Raw genomic sequence first — 3,992 nt, 5'->3', positions numbered from 1 at the left:
CTTCTTCGTGGAGTCGGCCCGCCAGGGCCGACCGCCGAGGCTGAGCCCCCAGCCCATCCCCTCACCCGCCGCGACGCGCCGCAGCGGAATCAGTCACGCTCCGGTGCAATCTCGGTGGCGTAGTCGACCAGTGCACCCAGGATGTCCTGGGCGCGTTCGTCCTCGGCCAGCGCTTCGGATTCCTGCAACGCATCAATGCGGTCGAAGAAGGCCTGCAGCGTCAGCGCCCCACCCGCCCCGTCGTGCAGCTTGTGCACCCGGTGCTCCAGCCACTGCGCCTGCTCGGCCTCGCTGAGCGTCTCCGGGAAATTGCGGGCCCGGTAACGGAAGAGGATCTCGGCCAGCCGCGGGTCCGCAAACGCCGGTCGCTTGTCGGCCAGCTGCTGCGGCGACAACCCGCGCAGCCGCTGCAGCGCCTTGCGATCTTCATTGCCGACGAAGCCGCCGTACAAATCCTCGTCGACGTCCGGCTTCGCACTCGGCGCCGGCCGCTCGAACACCGCCGGCCACATGCCGGCCAGCAGATGGCCCTGCTTCGCGGCCACCTCCGCATGCGCCAGCGCGCGCGGCACGTCGACGCCCCACTTCGCCGCCACCGCATCGCTCAGCGTCTTCAGATTGCCGATCACCATCGGTGACTTGTTGATGTGGATCGTCTTGATCGGCAGCCGCGCCACGCCCTCGGGCAGGTCGTCGGCCTTGCTGAACATGCGCAGCCGGATCGTCTCGACATCCAGCGTGAACAATTCCGCCGGGTCGCTCGCCAGGTCCCACACGATCACTTCATTCTTGTTGCTCGGGTGCGGCGCCAGCGGCCACACCAGCGCCATGCAGCCGCGCTCCACGCCGTACATGCCCGAGATGTGCAGGAACGGCCGCCCCACCCCCATCTCCTGGATCACCTCGTCCTTCCTGCGCAGCTTCAGTGCGAAATCCCACAGCCGCGGCTGGCGCGACTTGATCAGCTTCGCCAGCGCGATCGTCGCCCGCACGTCCGACAACGCATCGTGCGCCGCATCGTGCGCCAGGCCGTTCGCCGCCGTCAGGTGCTCCAGCTTGAACGACGGCCGGCCGTCCTCGTGCGTCGGCCAGGTGATGCCCTCCGGCCGCAGCGCCCAGGTCAGCCGCACCACGTCGAGCAGGTCCCAGCGCCCGCACTGGTTCTGCCACTCGCGCGCGTAAGGGTCGATCAGGTTGCGCCAGAACAGGTGGCGCGTCACCTCGTCGTCGAAACGGATCGTGTTGTAGCCCACGCCCACCGTGCCGGGCTGCGCCAGCTGCGCCTCGATCGCATCGGCGAACTCGTGCTCCGGCACGCCGCGCTCCAGGCAGGTCTGCGGAAGGATGCCGGTCAGCAGGCACGACTCCGGATCGGGCAAGTAGTCCGGCGTCGGCCGGCAGTACACCATCAGCTCGCCGCCCGCCACCTCGTTCAGCTCGGCATCGGTGCGGATGCCGGCGAACTGCGCCGGCCGGTCATGGCGCGGCACGCGGCCGAAGGTTTCGTAGTCGTGCCAGAGGAACGTGAAATCGGTCATGGCGCGCAATCTACCAGCACCGGCCAAAACCAGACGGATTGCGCGAACAGCACCGTATCCGCGCTTCATTTGCACCTTAAGGGTTCGTCACATGTATCCGATATTCCCGTTTGACTGGGTCCGGTTTGGAGCAGGTGCACGCACACCAGCCGACCCCGCAAACGAATACCACTCAAAGGACGCCCTTCATGGCCAGCATCATTCAGTTCCTGACGACCGCTCAGATCGCCGGCTTGTCGACGAAGTCCATTGCCGGGCTGACGACCGAGGACTGGGCCGCCTTCAACACGGCGCAGTTCCAGGCACTGACGACCAGCCAGGTCGCCGCGATCCCGTCGACCAACGTCTCCGCGATCGGCACCGCCGAACTCGCCGTGATGGAAACGCAGGACCTGCGCGCCCTCAGCTCGGCCACGCTGCGCGCCCTGAACTCCGACCAGCTGGGCGCCTTCGGCTCCGACCAGTTCGYCGCGCTGACCACCGCCCAGGTCGCCGCGCTGACGACGCTGCAGATCTCGCAGCTCGGCACCGACGACCTGAACGCGCTGACGACCAACCAGTTCGCCGCGCTGACCACCGCGCAGGCTGCGGCACTGACCTCCGACCAGATCCCGACGCTCGAATCGTCGGACCTGCGCTCGCTGAGCTCGGCCGCGATCCGCAACCTGTCGACCGCGCAGATCGATGCGCTGACCTCCGACCAGATGGGCCAGCTGACCACCTCGCAGGTGTCGGCGATGACGACCGCCCAGCTGGCCAACCTGGTCACCGACGACCTGAACGCGATGAACACCGCGCAGTTCGCCGCGCTGTCCACCGCCCAGGTCGTCGCCCTGACCCCGACGCAGATCGCCGGCCTGCAGTCCGATGACCTGCGCGCGCTGACCACCGCGCAATACGCCGCGCTGACGACCGCCCAGGTCGCCGCGCTGACCACCGACCAGTTGCCCAACCTCGAATCCGCCGACCTGCGTGCGATCTCGACGGCCGCGCTGCGCCAGCTCAATTCCGACCAGCTCGGCTCGCTGACCAGCGACCAGTTCGCCGCCCTCACCACCGGCCAGGTCGCCGCACTGACGACCACCCAGCTGTCCACGCTGGGCACCGATGACCTGAACGCGCTGACGACCACGCAGTTCGCCGCGCTGTCGACCGCCCAGGCCGCCGCGCTGACGACCGACCAGATCCCGACGCTGGAAACCAACGACCTGCGCGCGCTGAGCACCGCCGCGCTGAAGGGCTGGACCACCGCGCAGATCGATGCGCTGACCTCCGACCAGATGGGCGCCCTGACGACCGCCCAGGTCGCCGGCCTGACGACCGCGCAGCTGTCCAACCTGACGACCACCGACCTGAACGCGCTGAACACCGCGCAGTTCGCCGCGCTGTCGACCGCCCAGGTCGTGGCCCTGACGCCGACGCAGATCGCCGGCCTGCAATCCGACGACCTGCGCGCGCTGAGCACCGCCCAGTTCGCCGCGCTGACCACCGCCCAGGTCGGCGCGCTGACCAGCGACCAGATCCCCAACCTCGAATCGGCCGACCTGCGTGCCATCAGCACCGCCGGCATCCGCGGCCTGAACAGCGACCAGTTCGGCGCGCTGACCTCCGACCAGGTCGCTTCGCTGACGACCGGCCAGATCTCCGCGCTGACGACCAGCCAGCTGTCCTCGCTGACCTCCGACTCGCTGAACGCACTGAGCACCACGCAGTTCGGCGTGCTGTCGACGGCCCAGGCCGCCGCGCTGACGAGCGACCAGATCCCGCACCTCGAATCGTCGGACCTGCGCGCGCTGAGCACCGCCGCGATCCGCAACTGGACGACCGCCCAGGTCGATGCGCTGACCAGCGACCAGATGGCCCAGCTGACGACCTCGCAAGTCGCCGCGCTGACGACCGCCCAGCTCGCCAACCTGGTCACCGACGACCTGAACGCGCTGACGACCAACCAGTTCGCCGCGCTGTCGACCGCCCAGGTCGCCGCGCTGACGCCGACGCAGATCGCCGGCCTGCAATCCGATGACCTGCGCGCGCTGAGCACCGCCCAGTTCGCCGCACTGACGACCGCCCAGGTCGCCGCGCTGACCACCGACCAGATCCCGAACCTCGAATCCGCCGACCTGCGTGCCATCAGCACCGCCGCGCTGCGCCAGCTCAATTCCGACCAGCTCGGCGCGCTGACCAGCGACCAGATGGCCGCGCTGACGACCGGCCAGGTCGCCGCGCTGACGACGACCCAGCTGTCCACGCTGGGCACCGACGACCTGAACGCGCTGACGACCACGCAGTTCGCGACGCTGTCGACCGCGCAAGCCGCCWCGCTGACCACCGACCAGATCCCGACGCTCGAATCGGCCGACCTGYGCGCGCTGAGCACCGCCGCGCTGCGCAACTGGACCACCGCCCAGGTCGAGGCGCTGACCTCCGACCAGATGGGCCAGCTGACGACACGAC

Annotated in this window: 1 protein-coding gene and 1 pseudogene; one reads left to right on the top strand and one right to left on the bottom strand. The window is 69.0% G+C overall.

What is annotated here, in order from left to right:
• Window positions 1–89 precede the first annotated feature (89 nt).
• Window positions 90–1,538 carry an exodeoxyribonuclease I gene (sbcB, locus tag AC1D1T_RS30745; RefSeq protein WP_477844998.1) on the bottom strand — a complete coding sequence of 483 codons (1,449 nt, stop codon included), beginning with the start codon at window positions 1,536–1,538 and terminating at the stop codon, window positions 90–92.
• Window positions 1,539–1,726: 188 nt separating this feature from the next.
• Between sbcB and AC1D1T_RS30740 the strand changes: the two are divergent.
• Window positions 1,727–3,992 (top strand): annotated as a pseudogene (locus AC1D1T_RS30740) (heme utilization protein); the annotation flags it as partial.

This window comes from Rhizobacter sp. P2_H3, from assembly GCF_056403355.1.
This window is presented reverse-complemented; position numbering and strand designations above follow the sequence as displayed.

Bases quoted from the DNA above. Each gene is read 5' to 3' on its own strand.
- sbcB (WP_477844998.1), bottom strand. From the start codon at position 1,538: ATGACCGATTTCACGTTCCTCTGGCACGACTACGAAACCTTCGGCCGC.